Raw genomic sequence first — 15,189 nt, forward strand, 5'->3', positions numbered from 1 at the left:
GTTTACAGACGATTACTCGCCATCCGTAAGGTTGTTCACATTCTCCGTCGTCTGGACATCAGACTGGACATCAGACTGGGACTCAGCCGACTGAGTCTCAGCCGACTGGGCCGCATTCTCGTCATCGCCCGAGGCGGCATCCTCATCCTTCTCCGCGTTCAGCGCGATCGAGATGATCTCGTCGCCCTTGTCGGGCTTGGCGAGCGTGACGCCCTGGGTGTTGCGGCCGGTGCGCTTGACCTCGGCCACGTCGGAGCGGATCACCTTGCCGGACTTCATGATGGCCATCACCTGATCGTCCTCGGACACGACGAGCGCGCCGACGAGCGATCCACGGCCCTCGGCCAGCTGCACGGCCTTGATGCCCAGGCCGTTGCGGCCCTGGAGACGGTACTCGCTGATCGCGGAGCGCTTGGCGAAGCCCTCGTTCGTGACGACGAGGAGATCCTTGTCGGTGTCGCCCCACACGACGTCCATCGCGAGCAGCTCGTCGCCCTCGCGGAACTTCATGCCCTGCACGCCGGCGGTCTGGCGGCCCATCGGACGCAGCTGATCGTCGTTCGCCTCGAACTTCAGGCTCATGCCCTGCCTGGAGACGAGGATGATGTCGTCCTCGGCGTTGCACAGCGCGGCGCCGATGACCTCGTCGGCGTTCTCGCCGTTCTCGTCGGCCATCAGTCGGATGGCGATGAGTCCGCCCTGACGCGGCGAATCGTACTCGGAGAGCGCGGTCTTCTTGACCTTGCCGGAGCGGGTGGCGAGCACCAGGTACTTGGTCACCTCGTAGTTCGGAATGGACAGCACGGCCTGGATGGTCTCGTCCGGACCGAACTGCAGCAGGTTCGCCACGTGCTGACCCTTGGAATCGCGCGACCCCTCGGGCAGCTCGTACGCCTTGATGCGGTACACGCGGCCCTTGTTGGTGAAGAACAGCAGCCAGTTGTGCGTCGAGGTGAGGAAGAAGTGGTCGACCACGTCGTCCTCGCGCAGCTTGGCGCCCTTGATGCCCTTGCCGCCGCGGTGCTGCGCACGGTATTCGTCGGCCTTGGTGCGCTTGATGAAGCCGGAGTGCGTGACCGTGACGACCACGTTCTCCTCGGGGATCAGGTCCTCGTCGGTCATCTCGCCGGAGAACGGCAGGATGCGCGTGCGACGGTCGTCGCCATACTTGGCGACGATCTCGTCGAGCTCCTCGCCGACGATCGTGCGCTGGCGTTCCGGCTTGGCGAGGATGTCGGCGTAGTCGGCGATACGACGCTGCAGCTCGTTGTGCTCGTCGATGATCTTCTGCGCCTCCATGTTGGCCAGTCGCACCAGCTGCATGGACAGGATCGCGTCGGCCTGCACCTGATCGATGTCGAGGAACTCCATGAGCTTGGGGCGGGCGTCCTCGCGTCCCTGGCTGGAACGGATGAGGCGGATGACCTCCTCGATGGCGTCGAGCGCCTTGAGCAGGCCCTGCAGGATGTGGTCGCGCTCCTCGGCCTCGCGCTTCAAGTACGCGGTGCGGCGGGCGATCACGTCGAGCTGGTGGGACACCCAGTGGCGCACGAACGCGTCGAGCGAGAGAGTGCGCGGCACGCCATCGACGAGGGCGAGCATGTTCGCGCCGAACGTCTGCTGGAGCTGCGAGTGCTTGTACAGGTTGTTGAGCACGACCTTCGGCACGGCGTCGCGCTTGAGGACGAGCACGAGGCGCTGGCCGGTGCGGCCGGAGGTCTCGTCGCGCATGTCGGCGATGCCCTGGATCTTGCCGTCGCGCACGGCCTCGCGGATCGAGACGACGAGACGGTCCGGGTTGACCTGGTACGGCAGCTCGGTGACCACGAGGCACATGCGCCCCTTGATCTCCTCGGTGTTGACCACGGCGCGCATCGTGATCAGTCCGCGGCCGGTGCGGTACGCCTGCTCGATGCCCTTGTGGCCGAGGATCGTGGCTCCGGTGGGGAAGTCCGGTCCCTTGATGCGGGCGATCAGGGCCTCGAGCAGCTCCTCGCGGCTCGCCTCGGGGTGCTCGAGCGCCCAGTGGACGCCGTCGGCGACCTCGCGCAGGTTGTGCGGCGGGATGTTGGTGGCCATGCCGACGGCGATGCCGGACGAGCCGTTGACCAGCAGGTTCGGGAAGCGCGAGGGGAGCACGGTCGGCTCCTCGGTCTTGCCGTCGTAGTTGGGCACGAAGTCGACGGTGTCCTTGTCGATGTCGCGCACCATCTCCATCGACAGCGGTGCCATGCGGCACTCGGTGTAACGCATGGCGGCGGCCGGATCGTCGCCGGGGGAGCCGAAGTTGCCCTGTCCGTCGACGAGCATGTAGCGCATCGACCACGACTGGGCCATGCGCACGAGGGTGTCGTAGATCGCGGAATCGCCGTGCGGGTGGTACTTGCCCATCACGTCGCCGACGACGCGGGAGCACTTGTTGTAGCCGCGGTCGGGACGGTAGCCGCCGTCGTACATCGCGTAGATCACGCGGCGATGCACGGGCTTCAGGCCGTCGCGCACGTCCGGCAGGGCGCGGTCGACGATGACGCTCATCGCGTAGGCGAGGTAGGACTCGCGCATCTCGGCGCGCAGATCCTTGCGCTGGATGCGTTCGCCGGTCATCAGGCCGTAGTCGGTGTTGTCGGCCTCCTGCGGGCTCAACGGCTCCATCGAGCCCTCGCCCGGATTCAGCTCCGGGTTCCCGGCGTTGTCATCCGGGTTGATCGTGTTATTGGTTTCGTCTGCCACTTCTTAACATTCCTTTGTGACTGTGACTTCGAGCTTCGACTTCGCTGGATTGCGTCAGGCGTCGATCCAGGCGGCGTTGCGCGCGTTGCGCTGGATGAACAGACGACGCGGCTCGACCTCGTCGCCCATGAGCATCGAGAACGTCTCGTCGGCCGCGGCCGCGTCCTCGATCTGCACCTGCTTCAACACGCGATGCTCCGGATCCATGGTCGTCTCCCACAGCTCCTGATAGCTCATCTCGCCCAGACCCTTGTAGCGCTGGATGCCTTCGCCCTTGGGCAGCTGGCGGCCCTTCTGCCTGCCTTCGGCGAGCACGCGGTCGCGCTCGGAGTCGGTGTACACGAAGTCGTGCGCGCCCTTGGTCCACTTGATGCGGTACAGCGGCGGCATGGCCACGTACACGTATCCGGCGGTGATCATCGGGCGCATGTAGCGGAAGAACAGCGTCAGGTTCAGCGTGGCGATGTGCGCGCCGTCGACATCGGCATCGGCCATGATGATGACCTTGTGGTAGCGCACCTTCGACAGGTCGAAGTCCTCGCCGTAGCCGCCGCCGACCGCGGTGATCAGCGATTCGATGGTGTCGGACTTCATCATGCGGTCGAGGCTGGCGCGCTCGGTGTTGAGGATCTTGCCTCGAAGCGGCAGGATCGCCTGCGTGATCGGGTTGCGGCCCTGGATGGCGGAGCCGCCTGCCGAATCGCCCTCGACGATGAACAGCTCGCACTCCTCCGGATTGCTGGACTGGCAGTCCTTGAGCTTGTCCGGCATGCCGGCCGACTCGAAGATCGACTTGCGGCGCGTGTTCTCGCGCGCCTTCTTCGCGGCGATGCGTGCGCGGGACGCCTCGATCGCCTTCTGGATGATGTTCTTCGCCTCGCTCGGGTGGGCGTCGAGCCAGTCGCCGAGCTTGTCGGTCATCACGCGCTGCACGAAGGTCTTCGCCTCGGAGTTGCCGAGCTTGGTCTTCGTCTGGCCTTCGAACTGCGGGTTGGTGAGCTTGACGGACACCACGGCCGTCAGGCCCTCGCGCACGTCGTCGCCGGAGAGGTTCTCGTCCTTGTCCTTGAGGATGCCCTTCTCACGCGCGTAGCGGTTGACGAGACCCGTCAGCGCCGCGCGGAAGCCCTCCTCGTGGGTACCGCCCTCGGTGGTGGAGATCGTGTTGGCGAACGTGTGCACCGACTCGGAGTAGGCGGTGGTCCACTGCATCGCGATTTCGGCGGAGATGCCGAGCTTCAGATCCTCGGCGTCGAAGTTGATGACCTCGTCCTCGACCGGCGTCGACTTGCGCGACCTGACGAGGTAGGCGACGTAGTCCTGGATGCCGTTCGCGTACTGGTAGGTGACGGTCTCGTGGCGCACGCCGTCGGACTCGCCGTCACCGTCCTCGCCGGTGATCTCGTCGCCGGCCTGATCGGGCTGACGCAGATCCGTCAGGGTGATCCTGAGGCCCTTGTTGAGGAACGCCATCTGCTGGAAGCGGGCGCGCAGGGTCTCGAAGTCGTAGACCGTGGTCTCGAAGATCGCCGGATCCGCCCAGAACGTGACGGACGTGCCGGTCGACTCGTCCTCGCCCATCGGCTCGCCCTTGGCCAGGCGCGCGGTCGGGTGCTGGTTGATATAGGTCTGCGTCCAGTGGAATCCCTGGCGACGCACCTCGATGTCGACGCGCGTGGACAGGGCGTTGACCACGGAGATGCCGACGCCGTGCAGACCGCCGGAGACCGCGTATCCGCCGCCGCCGAACTTGCCGCCGGCGTGCAGCTTGGTCATGACCGTCTCGACGCCGGAGATGCCTTCGCCGGGCACCTCGTCGACCGGGATGCCTCGACCGTCGTCGACGACGCGGATGCCGTTGTCCGGCAGGATCGACACCTCGATGTGGCTGGCGTAGCCGGCGAGCGCCTCGTCGACGGAGTTGTCGACGATCTCGTAGACGAGGTGGTGCAGGCCGCGCGGACCCGTAGAACCGATGTACATGCCCGGGCGGATGCGTACCGCCTCGAGGCCTTCGAGCACCTTGAGATCGGAGGCGTCGTAGTGCTCGGGGGTCATCGACTCGTCGAGCTCGCCTTCCTGCAATTCGGTGTTGTTGATATGTTCGTCCGCGGCCTTGAGCTGTTCTTCCTTGCTCTCGGCTTTGTCCAACGAATCCGCCACAGGGCTTCCTCCTGCAATTTCACTTCACGCGAAGGGTTGTTTCGCGGGTCCTTGCCCCAAAATCGCATTCTAAGGGGTCTTGGAGCGTTTTGACCATACTGCATGTGATTCTACTCGTCTTTACCGACGAACGCCATATATGAGGCATATGGACTTCTCGCGGAGCGACGGCGACCACCACCGGCTCTTCAGCTCGCAGTAACGTTTGGTTCACTTTCTGCGCACCCAGCGCCGGTTGTATCCGGCGGTCGGTCCGACCACGCGGATGTCGCGGATGTCGAGTCCCTCGAGACTGCCGCGGATCTTCTCGTTGAGCTGCGGGATGAGGTAGGTCAGCTGCGTGGCCCATACGGGCGATTCGGTGCCGATGGTGAGCACGCCGTCCCTGAATGCGACGACGTGCGAATGCTGTGCGACGAGCGGGCCGACGACCTGGTCCCAGTGGTTGTTGAGCTGGGAGATCTTGAGATGGGGGATCCACTTGCCGTCTCTGGCGATCAGGTTCGCGACGCCGCCGAGCCTCGCCGGGTCGCGTCCGGGCTTGCCGAAGCTCTCCCAGGCCTTTTCGGCCTCCTCGGCCCAGTGCCGGCGCGCGTCCTCACGTGACGCGTAGCCTTCGAAGACCTTCGCGGGCAGTTCGCGCGGGTCGAGTTTGAGGGTCAGGGCGATCGGCGGCTTCATCGCGCGTCCTTCCGCGCCAGCAGGGCGGCGACGTCGATGATGTTCGCCTTCGCGCCGTCGGCGTCGATGCCGCCGGGGATGTCGCCCGCCGCGGCCGCGGTGATGAGCACCTGGTCCTGTTGGGACGCGAAGTCGAGGATCTGCCCCCTGCGTGACTCGTCCAGCTGCGCGAACACATCGTCGAGGATGACGATCGGCCTGACGCCGCGATCGGCGGTGACGGCCTCGAACAGCGCCATTCTCAGGGCCAGCGCCATCGTCCACATCTCGCCGTTGGAGGCGAAGTCGCGCGCGGGCATGCCGTCGAGCGTGATGGCGAGGTCGTCGCGTTGCGGTCCGATCAGGTTGATGCCGCGGGCGATCTCCCCGGCGTACAGGCGCTGGAAATGCGTTGAGATCGCGGGTCTCGGATCGCCCTGACCGGCGTCGGCCACCTCCGTGAACGACGGCGCGTAGGCGAGTCCCGCCGCGCCTCTGCCGGACGCCAGTCGCGCGTAGATCGAGGCGAACGGCGCGGCGAGACGCTCCATGATCCGCATGCGCACGCGGGTCAGGGCGACGCCGGCCTCGATGAACTGGCCGGTCCACACCTCCAGCCCGCTCAGTGCCGCGTCGGGCGAGCCCTCGTGGGTGCCGAGCTGCTTCAGCAGGGCGGCGCGCTGGCGGGCGATGCGCGTGAACTGCTGGATCATGTCGGCGTAGCGGGGCACGAGCAGCGCGCCGGCCTGGTCGAGGAACGTGCGGCGGGTTGCGGGCTCGCCCGAGACGAGCCGCTGGTCGTCCGGGGTGAACGAGACCGAGGGGACGAGTCCGACGATGTCGCGCAGGTAGCGCGAGGCGCCGGAGTTGATGCGGGCGCGGTTCGCGCCGCGGGTCGCGATCGTCGCCTCATACGTGGTGACGCGCGGTTCGGGCCGATCGTCGCCCGTGGCACCCGGATCCGCGTCACCGGTGTTCTCGACGACGTTGGCGCGGATCGTGGCCTTGGATTCGCCGCGTTCGACGAGCGGCAGGGAGGAGGAGGTGCGGTGGCTGGAGCCGGTGGAGAGCACCTCGATGGCCTCGACGATGTTGGTCTTGCCGAGGCCGTTCTCGCCGTGCAGCACGTTCACGCCGGGTTCGAGATCGACTACGAGCGACTCCCAGGAGCGGTAGTGGTCGAGTGCGAGGCGGGAGATGTACACGGGAAATTCCTTGGTTCCTAGGTTAAAAAGTTTCCCCGACTTTCGCATTTTGCGAAAATCTGCGAAACAAGTGCGAAAGTCAGGCGAAGGGGGTGTATCAGCTGTTGAAGCGCATCGGCACGAGCAGGTAGCGGTAGTCCATCGACTCGTCGGAGTCCGACTCCTGCTGGCCGTTGAACTCGACCGGCTTGACCGGGGTCGTCATCTTCATGCGCACGAACGGTTCGGTGATCGCGGACAGGCCCTCGATCAGGTAGCTCGGGTTGAACGCGACGGTGATCTCATCGCCATCCATATCGATGTCAAGCGTTTCGATGGCCTGCGCCTCGTCGACCGCGCCGGCGGACAGCGTCAGCTCCTGGCCGGAGAAGGCCATGCGGATCGGCGCGTTGCGCTCGGCGACCAGCGCGACTCGCTTGATCGCATCGATCAGCAGCGTCCTGTTGATGATCGCCTGGATCGGGTATTCGTCGGCGAACAGGCGATCGACCGCCGGGAACTCGCCGTCGATCAGCTGCGAGGTCGAAGTGCGGCCGGCGTTCTCAAAACCAAGCAATGACGGGCTTTCCGTGTCGAAATCGAGGACCACGTTCTGGTGTTCGTCGAGGGAACGGGCCACATCGCGCAGCAGAGAGCCGCGCACCAGAGTCGTGGTGCTCACGTTCTCGTCCTGCGGGGTCCAGGTGAAGCTGGCACGCGACAGACGGAAGCGATCGGTCGAGGTCATGATCACCTTGTCGCCGTCGAACTGCATGCGCACGCCGGTGAGAACCGGACGATTCTCCTCGCGGGAGACCGCGACGCACGCCTGGGCGACCGCCTGCACGAAGGTCGGCGCGTCGACCTGGCCCAGTTTCGGCGGAATTCCGGGCAGATCGGGGTATTCGGCGGCCGGCATCAGCTGCAGGGTGAACGTCGACTTGCCCGACGTGATCGTCATCGTCGACTCGTTCGTCGCGAGGTAGGTCTTCTCCGCGGGCAGCGATTTGGTGATGTCGGCGAGCAGCTTGCCCAGAACGAGCACCGCACCGGACTCGTCGACGCCGGCCTCGATGTGGTGACGGGCCGAGATCTCGTAGTTGAACGCCGAGAGCTGCAGCGTTCCGTCGATCGCTTCGAGCTTGATGCCTGCCAGAATCGGGTTGGAGGGACGCGTGTCGATGACGCGAGTGGTCCAGGCCACTGCGTCCGCAAGCGCGGCGGAGTTGATTTCTACCTTCATGGGTGCCTCTTTCGTCTGATGCTTGGGTTGCTGTACGCATGCGTACCGTCGCGTGCGCATCGGTTTGTCAACTGCGATTCATTCTAGCCGTGGGTTTCGTGCCCCACTTTCGGGAGCTCGCTTCGCTCGCGCAAAAGTGGGGCAGAGGATTACGATCAGAAAGAGAGAACGTAAGTAATCGTCGTAATAAGGGCTGTGGATAGTGTGGAAAAGTGGGGCGACGCGTTCCGGCGCTTGGCGTCCCACTATGGCGACGATTGTGGATAACTGGTGCCAGGTGCTGTGGATAACTTATCGACTTATCCACAGCCTCCGACTCGAGAGTGGGTCATCCACATTCGGGGCCTTGTTTCCCACAGGTTATCCACATCGAAATGAGGACTAATCCACGGGTTCTCCACCGATGTTACCCACATTTGTGAATAACTATGTGGATAACTTTTCTTCGATTCTACGCGATCATCGGAGTGTTGCGACGCATTTTCGACTGGGAGAATCGTTCCTGACGATCATTTTTCGCGTTTTTCGCTCACCTCGACGTTGAAGTGCGAAAAACGTTCGCCACAAACGCCTCAGATGGACGGAGCGTGGTGTCGAAGCGTGGCGTTGATCGGACCAGTCCGAACCGCGATTTCGGCAAAAGCCCCCGATTTGTGGGGACACAACGGGGACACACCATTGCGGCTCCCTGACAAGGGGAGCCAACGTAAAGGCAAACTACTGCCGCAGGTCGGAATTGCCCTGCTTGAGGCGCACGGTCAGCTGCATCACGTAGTTGTAGACCTCCTGACGCTCCTGCATCTCGTTGCTGATGCGGTCGCAGGCGTGCATCACCGTGGTATGGTCCTTGCCGCCGAACACCTTGCCGATGTCGACGAGGCTCAGACTGGTCATCTCGCGCGTCAGGTACATCGCCACCTGGCGTGCGATCGCGATGTTCTTCATGCGCGACTTGCCGGTGATGTCCTCGAACGTCAGATGGAAGTAGCGCGCCACCTGACTGATGATGTCGGTGGGCTTGACCTCCACGTCGGTGGTGAAGAAGTCCTGCAGCGTCTGCTCGGCCATCGCGCGCGTGACCGGCTGGTTGCTCAGCGCGGCGACCGCGGTGACTCGGGTCAGCGCACCCTCCAGCTCGCGGATGTTCTCGGTGAACCGCTCGGCGATCAGATCGAGCACATCGTTGGGGATGTTGCTGTGGTTCGTCGAGGCCATCATGCGCAGAATCGCGATGCGGGTCTCCAAGTCCGGCGGCTTGACGTCGACGGTGAGACCGGAGTCGAAGCGCGAGATCAGACGCGCCTCGAAGCCCTTCAGGTTCTTCGGCGCGACATCGGAGGCGATGACGATGCGCTTGTTCGCCTGATGCAGCGCGTTGAACGTGTGGAAGAACTGCTCCAGGGTGGCCTCCTTGCCGCCGAGGAACTGGATGTCGTCGATGAGCAGGACGTCGACCTCGCGGTAGCGCCGGTTGAACTCGGCGATCTGACCCTGCGACTGGTTCGGATTCTGCAGCGCCTCGATGAACTCGTTGGTGAACTCCTCCGAGTTGACGTAGCGGACCTTCAGAGTCGGGTCCTTGACAAGTGCGTAGTTGCCGATCGCGTTGAGCAGGTGGGTCTTGCCCAGACCGGAGCCGCCGTAGATACACAGCGGGTTGAAGTCTCGTCCGGACCCCTCGGCCACGGCGAGGGCCACCGTGCGGGCGAAACGGTTGGAATCGCCGGGCACGAACGTGTCGAACGTCGCGTTCTTGTTGAGATGCGTCTGCGGATCCTGCGCCACGCGGTTGCTGCTGATCGGATACTCGGGACGGGTCGGGGCCGTGTTCTGCGTGGCGATCGGTCCGGGCATGTTCGCCGGCATGTCGGCGGGCACGTGGGGGACCGGACCTCCCGCGCCGAACGTTTCGTGCGACAGTTCCGACACGGTCTGCGGTCGCTGCGGGATCGTCGCGGTGGCGGATCGGCCGGAGCGCGCGGTCTTCGCGATCTTGACGGTCGAACCGTGCGATTTCGCGGACTTGCGCTTGACGATCTTGAACGCCGGCGTCATCTCCTCGCCGGTGACCATGTGCAGCGCGTCGAGCAGCGGCTGGTTGAGCTCGTTCTCCAACGCCTGGCGCGTGCCGGTGTTCTCCACGCACAGCACGATCGTCGTGCCGAAGATCGCCTCCGGGTACACGCCCTCGAACCAGCCTCGGTCGCGGGCGGACAGCGTCTTGTTGTGCTTGAGCAGCGACAGCGTGTCGGACCAGATGCGATTGGCGTGTGCGACGGGGTCGTTCGACTGCGCGGCCATACCTGCTCCTCCTGTCCCGCTCGAAACGAATAAAGTGCGGACCCTATTGTTACTCATATGCCGGGAGTTATCCACAGGCTTGCGTGTTGCAATCACTGGATTGTGAATAACATCCGTGTAATTTGTGGATAACTTTTCTCCGTCGATCGGCGTCATTGCAACGTTTCGCCATGAATGAACGGCGGAAGGCCGCCGGACGAATTGTGAATGAAATGCCTCCGTGTTGACGTTGGGGGAGGGGTGAGGGTAGTTTGGTATAGCTTGACTCACGTGAGAGCCGCGCGTCAGCGCGGCCGAAAGACCTAGGAGCAATTATGAAGAGGACCTTCCAGCCTAACAACCGTCGTCGTCACATGAAGCACGGCTTCCGTACGCGCATGCGCACCCGTTCCGGCCGCGCTCTGATCAACCGTCGCCGCGCCAAGGGCCGCAAGACCCTGTCCGCCTGATTTCCGATTCGACGGCAGTAACGCAAGTGGAACGGCTGAAAAGCCACAGCGAATTCGTCGCGGTGCTCAAACGCCGCCACAAGGTATCCCGTAACGACATCGTCGTGCACTATCTGGTGCGCGACGATTCGTATACGAAGGGGGTTGTGGCGCCGGAGGACCGCAGGCTGGGGCTTGCCGTATCCAAATCGGTCGGACACGCCGTCACCCGTAATACGGTCAAACGTCGTTTCCGAGTGTTGGCCGCGAAATACGAGGATCGCCTCCCCGTTGGGGTCGATGTCGTGGTTCGCGCGAAACCATCGGCCGCGCAGGCGTCGTTCCAGTCGTTGGACGGACAGATGGCGGCATGCTTCGCGTCGATCGCGAATCGAATCGACGGAGCCGGTGGGGCTGACCGCGCCGGACAGGGGCGATGAGCCGGTGATGTGCCGGTGATGACCGTCGGTGAGTTGATGGTGCGCGCGGTGCGCTGGTACCAGCGTCATTTCTCCGCGCATCGTGCCGTGCCATGTTGTCGGTACTATCCGAGTTGCTCGAACTATGCCATTGAGGCGATCGAGCGATTCGGTGCATGCCGTGGGGGACTCCTCGCCGTGCTGCGCCTGTTGCGCTGCCGGCCGTGGAGCAGGGGTGGCATCGACGACGTACCGCAACGGTTTTCCGTGTTCTATCGGTTCTCGTGGTCGAAGGCCCACGAGGAGCCGCGGTTGACGCCGCTGCCGGATGACGAAGTTAAGGATTCCGTACGATGATTAATCAAGATCAATTCCTTCTGGACTCGGGCTTCTGGGGTTGGATGTATAAGATTCTGACTCCGATCGAGTGGCTCATGACGCAGATCATGAACATCTTCCACGAGTTCCTGTCGCTGTTCATGCCGCGTATCGGCGTGTCATGGGTGCTGTCGATCATCTTCCTGGTGCTTGTCGTGCATGCGTGCATCTTCCCCATCTACTACAAGCAGATGAAGTCGATGCGCAAGATGCAGGCGATCCAGCCGAAGATGATGCGCATCCAGAACAAGTACAAGGGCAAGACGGATCAGGCCAGCAAGGAGGCCATGAGCCGTGAGATGATGAAGCTCTACCAGGACAACGACGCGAACCCCGCCGGTTCGTGCCTGCCGTTGCTGGTGCAGGGCCCCGTGTTCATGTGCATGTTCTACACGCTGTCCGCCATTCCGTTCATCGCCCGAGGCAAGCGCGCCGCGCTGGGTGCATTCGACGTGGCCACCGCCAAGGAGTTCGCGCAGTCCAAGGTGTTCGGTCTGGTGAGCGTCACCGACATCTTCGGCACAGCCGACATCACCGGCAAGGTGATCATCGGCGTCTTCGTCGTGCTGATGATCGCCTGCATGGTCTTCATGCAGTGGATCAACATGAAGAAGAACATGAACCCGGCTACCATGACCGGCCAGGCCGCCACCATGCAGAAGACGATGCTGTGGATCTTCCCGCTCATGTACGTCTTCTCCGGTGCGACCATGCCGTTCGCCGTGCTGGTCTACTGGCTGACGAACAACGTCTGCAACCTGCTGCGCACGTTCTGGCAGATGTACGCGTTCCCGACTCCGGGCTCGCCCGCCGCGGATGCCAAGGAGATCCGTGACCACAAGCGTGAGAACGAGCGTCGTGCCAAGGCCGGGCAGATGTCCCTCGAGGAGGAGGAGCTGCAGAAGGCCAAGGAGGACGCCGAGCGCAAGGTGAGCGAGGGATACCAGCGTCAGCAGCCGCAGCGCAAGCGCAAGAAGAAGTAGCGGTACGCCGAAGCAGTGTGCTTGCATAACTGAATAACTGAGTAAGTGAGGCCCGGTGGTTCGCGTGGAACACTGGCATGATGCATGGCATATGCATGCGTTGTGTTTCACGTGAAACGCCATACGGTGTTCGGATCGGTTTCACGTGAAACCATCGGGCCGCACGAGCGCCGTTTCACAACGTAGGAAATGGTGCCGTGGGATTAGACTTGAAACCAATACCCCTGTAAGAAGGAGAACACTATGGCCTTGGATGACGATAAGACGGTTGACCAGCTCAACGATGAGGCCGACATCGCCGCCGATTACCTTGAAGGTCTGCTGGACATCGCCGACTATGAAGGCGATATCGAGATGGGCGTGCGCAACGGTCGGCCGATGGTGCAGATCGTCGCTGACGATGACACCGACATCAAGCACCTTATCGGGCGCAATGGTGAAGTGGTCGATGCGCTGCAGCAGCTCACTCGTCTTGCCGTGCAGCAGAAGACCGGCGAGCGTTCGCGTCTGATCGTGGACGTCGACGGATTCCTCAAGCGCAAGCGTCAGCGTCTGCACGACATCGCCCTCGACGCGATCGACGAGGTGAAGGAGACCGGCGAGCCGGTCGATCTGAAGCCGATGAACTCCTTCGAACGCAAGGTCATCCACGATGTGGTTCGGGAGGAGGGCTTGCGTTCCCGTTCGCATGGCGAGGAGCCGCGCCGTTACGTCACCGTCTATCTGCGCGCCAACGCAGGTGCGGATGATGTCGATGACGACGATGTCGAGGAGACGGGCGAGGAGTGACGCGGCGAGGACTTGGCTATGAGTAGAGGAGCATGATGGCTGATCAACTTGACGGTTCGCCGATCCTTGAGGAGGTGCTCGGCGACGCCTTGGAGCCTCTCAAGGTGTTTCACGTGAAACTTGCCGAGGAGGGGGAGCCGCGCGGTCTGATCGGTCCGCGCGATGTCGACATCATCTGGGAACGGCACATCCTCAACTCCGCGGCCATCGTGCCGTATGTGCGTGAAGCGACGGAGGGTATGCGATTCAAGAGCGTGGCCGATGTCGGCAGTGGCGGTGGGTTCCCCGGTCTGGTCGCCGCCGCATGCCTTCCCGATCACGAGTTCACGCTGATCGAGCCGATGGAACGTCGCGTGGCCTGGCTTGCCGAATGCGTCGACGAGATGAAGCTTGAGAATGTGCGGATCGAGCGTGCGCGTTCCGAGGAGGTCATCGCCGCAATGCGCAAGCGCCGCGACATGCATCCGTTCGCCGTGGTCACCTGCCGTGCAGTCGCTCCGATGACCAAACTATCCGGATGGACACTGCCGCTGCTCAAGCCGCAGGGGCGGTTGGTGGCGTTGAAGGGCCGCTCCGCTCAGGCCGAAATCGACAAGGCGGCGAAGGAGATCGCGAAGCGTCATGGTGTGAATCCGCGGGTGGTCGAGGCTCAGGTCGGTCCCGGTCTGGAGCCTACGCACGTGGTGCTGGTGGATAAGCGCTGAAGGACACTTATCCACAATTCGAGAGAGTCAGAAAAGTTATCCACAAATCCGTGTTTGAAGACGGACAAGCGGAAAGCATTGTGATTATTGGGATCACGAAGATGAATCCGTCGTCGGTCGTCGAGTAGCGGTCAAGTTATCCACACTTATCCACATTTTTGTGGATAAGTGTGGAAAGCCGGTTTCCATGTCCATGCGGATAGGGAGACTGGAGCGAGTTTTATGTTGTCAAGGAGGAGTCATGGCTGAGGAACGGAATCCGATGGAGTCCGCCGAACAGACATTGCAGCGCATCTTCGGAGAGGGGAGTTCCCCGGTCGGAGCGGAAATCGCTCAGCTGTCCAGTCGCTATGCGCGCCTGCAGAAGATCACATACCCCAAGCCGGCAAAGACGCGACTGATCGCCGTGGCCAATCAGAAGGGCGGGGTCGGCAAGACCACGTCCACGGTGAACGTCGCCGCAGCTCTGGCGAAGAGCGGCGCCCAGGTGCTGGTCATCGACATGGATCCTCAGGGCAACGCCTCCACCGCGTTGGGTGTGCGTCACACCTCCGGTGAACCCTCCGTCTACGACGTGATCGAAGGACGACTGAAGCTCGCCGAAGTCAAGCAGCCGTGCCCCGACTTCGAGACACTCGACGTCGTGCCTGCCTCCATCGACCTGTCCGGTGCGGAGCTTGAGGTTGCGGATCTGCCGAACCGCAACACCCTGCTCAAGGATGCCGTGGACGAGTACCTCGCCGCTTCCGAGGTGCATTACGATTACGTGTTCGTCGACTGCCCGCCGAGCCTGGGCCTGCTGGTCATCAACGCGATGTGCGCCGTGCATGAGATGCTCATTCCGATCCAGGCCGAGTACTACGCGCTCGAAGGTCTCGGCCAGCTCATCAACACCATCGGCCTCGTGCAGAACCACTTCAACCCCAGTCTCACCGTATCGACGATGCTGGTGACGATGTTCGATCGTCGTACGCTGCTCAGCCGTGAGGTCTTCAACGAGGTCAAGAGCCACTACCCGTCCATCGTTCTCGACACGACGATCCCGCGCACCGTGAAGATCTCCGAGGCGCCAAGCTTCGGCAAGAGCGTCATCGCCTATGATCCGCATGGCATGGGCGCGATCTCCTATTCGGAGGCCGCGCTGGAGATCGCCCGACGTTCCTCGAACGTGCTGGACGCCATCGAAGCCCGAATGAAGGAGGCCTGA

Annotated in this window: 13 protein-coding genes; 7 read left to right on the top strand and 6 right to left on the bottom strand. The window is 63.0% G+C overall.

Annotated features, from left to right (window positions below):
* Positions 1 to 12 precede the first annotated feature (12 nt).
* The 6 genes from gyrA to dnaA form a co-directional block, all read right to left on the bottom strand.
* The gene (gene gyrA, locus BW11_RS05795) at positions 13 to 2,730 is read right to left on the bottom strand and encodes a DNA gyrase subunit A (protein WP_258184620.1); all 2,718 of its coding nucleotides are present in this window, start codon (positions 2,728 to 2,730) and stop codon (positions 13 to 15) included.
* Between the two features lie 54 nt (positions 2,731 to 2,784).
* Positions 2,785 to 4,893 carry a DNA topoisomerase (ATP-hydrolyzing) subunit B gene (gyrB, locus tag BW11_RS05800; RefSeq protein WP_375137638.1) on the bottom strand — a complete coding sequence of 703 codons (2,109 nt, stop codon included), beginning with the start codon at positions 4,891 to 4,893 and terminating at the stop codon, positions 2,785 to 2,787.
* 210 nt (positions 4,894 to 5,103) lie between these two features.
* Entirely contained in the window at positions 5,104 to 5,574 is a 471-nt protein-coding gene (locus BW11_RS05805; protein ID WP_107044617.1) for a DUF721 domain-containing protein, read from the bottom strand.
* Positions 5,571 to 6,758, bottom strand: coding sequence for a DNA replication/repair protein RecF (recF, locus tag BW11_RS05810; protein ID WP_140445344.1), 1,188 nt, complete (start codon positions 6,756 to 6,758; stop codon positions 5,571 to 5,573). Before recF ends, BW11_RS05805 begins: the two co-directional genes overlap by 4 nt.
* 97 nt (positions 6,759 to 6,855) lie before the next feature.
* Positions 6,856 to 7,980 (bottom strand): DNA polymerase III subunit beta, encoded by a 1,125-nt coding sequence (dnaN, locus tag BW11_RS05815; RefSeq protein WP_140445345.1) that lies wholly within the window; start codon positions 7,978 to 7,980, stop codon positions 6,856 to 6,858.
* Between the two features lie 717 nt (positions 7,981 to 8,697).
* On the bottom strand, positions 8,698 to 10,281 hold the full coding sequence (gene dnaA / locus BW11_RS05820) for a chromosomal replication initiator protein DnaA (RefSeq protein WP_140445346.1): 1,584 nt from the start codon (positions 10,279 to 10,281) through the stop codon (positions 8,698 to 8,700).
* Between the two features lie 314 nt (positions 10,282 to 10,595).
* On the opposite strand from dnaA, the gene rpmH reads away from it, so the two are divergent.
* From rpmH to BW11_RS05855, 7 genes are all read left to right on the top strand, one after another.
* On the top strand, positions 10,596 to 10,730 hold the full coding sequence (rpmH, locus tag BW11_RS05825) for a 50S ribosomal protein L34 (RefSeq protein WP_043166247.1): 135 nt from the start codon (positions 10,596 to 10,598) through the stop codon (positions 10,728 to 10,730).
* 26 nt (positions 10,731 to 10,756) lie between these two features.
* Positions 10,757 to 11,149: a ribonuclease P protein component gene (gene rnpA / locus BW11_RS05830; RefSeq protein ID WP_043166245.1), complete on the top strand. Its 393-nt coding sequence runs from the start codon at positions 10,757 to 10,759 to the stop codon at positions 11,147 to 11,149.
* Between the two features lie 36 nt (positions 11,150 to 11,185).
* Positions 11,186 to 11,485 carry a membrane protein insertion efficiency factor YidD gene (gene yidD / locus BW11_RS05835; RefSeq protein WP_081887411.1) on the top strand — a complete coding sequence of 100 codons (300 nt, stop codon included), beginning with the start codon at positions 11,186 to 11,188 and terminating at the stop codon, positions 11,483 to 11,485.
* Positions 11,482 to 12,489: a membrane protein insertase YidC gene (yidC, locus tag BW11_RS05840; RefSeq protein ID WP_140445347.1), complete on the top strand. Its 1,008-nt coding sequence runs from the start codon at positions 11,482 to 11,484 to the stop codon at positions 12,487 to 12,489. Before yidD ends, yidC begins: the two co-directional genes overlap by 4 nt.
* A 243-nt stretch (positions 12,490 to 12,732) precedes the next feature.
* Positions 12,733 to 13,278, top strand: a complete 546-nt coding sequence (locus BW11_RS05845; protein WP_140445348.1) for a R3H domain-containing nucleic acid-binding protein — start codon at positions 12,733 to 12,735, stop codon at positions 13,276 to 13,278.
* Positions 13,279 to 13,313: 35 nt separating this feature from the next.
* Positions 13,314 to 13,982, top strand: coding sequence for a 16S rRNA (guanine(527)-N(7))-methyltransferase RsmG (gene rsmG, locus BW11_RS05850; RefSeq protein WP_140445349.1), 669 nt, complete (start codon positions 13,314 to 13,316; stop codon positions 13,980 to 13,982).
* Between the two features lie 262 nt (positions 13,983 to 14,244).
* Complete coding sequence (locus BW11_RS05855) at positions 14,245 to 15,189, top strand: ParA family protein (protein ID WP_052119194.1); 945 nt, start codon at positions 14,245 to 14,247, stop codon at positions 15,187 to 15,189.

It is taken from the genome of Bifidobacterium sp. UTCIF-38, from assembly GCF_006454495.1.
GTDB classification, from domain to species: Bacteria; Actinomycetota; Actinomycetes; order Actinomycetales; family Bifidobacteriaceae; genus Bifidobacterium; species Bifidobacterium callitrichos.